3 protein-coding genes are annotated in these 1,358 nt (G+C 41.2%); 2 read left to right on the top strand and 1 reads right to left on the bottom strand.

The window, feature by feature from the left end; translation table 11 throughout:
- Both R7E47_RS24420 and R7E47_RS24415 read left to right on the top strand, forming a co-directional pair.
- Positions 1–477 (top strand): thiamine pyrophosphate-dependent enzyme (locus tag R7E47_RS24420; RefSeq protein ID WP_318085277.1); only part of this gene is annotated, 477 nt, incomplete at its 5' end.
- A 16-nt stretch (positions 478–493) separates the two neighbouring features.
- The gene (locus R7E47_RS24415) at positions 494–988 is read left to right on the top strand and encodes an acetolactate decarboxylase (protein WP_318085276.1); all 495 of its coding nucleotides are present in this window, start codon (positions 494–496) and stop codon (positions 986–988) included.
- Positions 989–1,096: 108 nt separating this feature from the next.
- Here the strand turns inward: R7E47_RS24415 and R7E47_RS24410 are convergent.
- Positions 1,097–1,358, bottom strand: a 262-nt coding sequence (locus tag R7E47_RS24410) for an EAL domain-containing protein (protein ID WP_318085274.1), incomplete at its 5' end; no start/stop codon positions are given.

Raw genomic sequence — 1,358 nt, 5'->3', positions numbered from 1 at the left:
GCAAGATGTTTCCGTTCTTATGAACCACGTAGATTATTATTTAGTAACGGTATGCAAACGTTAGGTGTGGCACTGCCTTGGGCAATTGCTGCTACTTTAGTAGAACCAGGTAAGAAAGTAGTTTCTGTATCAGGTGACGGTGGTTTCTTATTCTCAGCGATGGAATTAGAAACAGCGGTACGTTTAAATTCTCCAATCGTACATCTTGTATGGAGAGACGGTACGTATGATATGGTTGCGTTCCAACAAATGATGAAATATGGTAGAACATCAGCTACAGAGTTCGGTGATGTTGATATTGTGAAATATGCAGAAAGTTTCGGTGCGACAGGTCTTCGCGTTAACACGCCTGATGAATTAGAAGGGGTATTAAAATCCGCATTAGCAGCAGACGGTCCTGTCATTATTGATATTCCAATTGACTATCGTGACAACATTAAATTAAGCGAAAAATTATTACCAAACCAATTAAACTAATGGAGGCAGATTTGAGATGACCGTTGCGCAATTAATTGATATTGATGCAAAAAGAACGAAAACGAATAACGAAGTATATCAAACATCTACAATGCTTGCGCTATTAGATGGTATATATGATGGTGTGATTAGCTTTGAAGATTTGAAAAAACGTGGTGATTTCGGTATCGGCACATTTGATCAATTAGATGGTGAAATGATCGCGTTAATTATTTCGGATCACGTGATGCCAGGTAAAACGGGTGTTGAGCTGCTGACGGAAATTTCCAAAGACAGCCGCTTTGTTCGCACTCGCAAAGTCTTGTTGACTGGGCAGGCCACGCACACTGATACGATCAATGCGATTAACTCTGCGGGCATCGATCGATATTTCGAAAAGCCTTGGCAAGCCAATCAGTTGATTGAGTGCGTAAGAATCCTCGTTACACAATACATTTTTGCTATGGGGCTCGATTACACGCAATATCACGAGCACTTAGATCAAAACGTTGTGTTTGACCGCTTAAGATAGGTGGGTAAAGTTAACCTGAGTTTTCGCCACAGCCACGTTCTGTTTCGATGTAAAAACCGGTAACTAAACGGTGGCTGTGCGGAACAGGTGAGAATTCCAAAATTCGAACTATGAATTCAATGAATATCGGCTAGCACTTGCGACAGATAAGGGTTTTGAGAACCAGTAACCTTGTAAATAATCGACGCCCATCTGAGTAAAGAAGTCGCACATCTTCGCATCCTCAATGCCTTCAATCACTACCTCAATATTGTTCTCGTGGCACATTGCAATCAAAAACTTTCGGTACTCTCGCGAAGAGTGGTTTGTCAGCGTTTTCCAAGCCATCGATTTATCGATTTTTATCTGCGTCATCGGTAAATCAAAGAAG

Source organism: Vibrio sp. Vb1026 (assembly GCF_033338745.1).
Lineage (GTDB): Bacteria > Pseudomonadota > Gammaproteobacteria > Enterobacterales > Vibrionaceae > Vibrio > Vibrio alginolyticus.
Note: the sequence above shows the minus strand (reverse complement) of the source record. Positions and strands in the feature narration are given on the sequence as shown.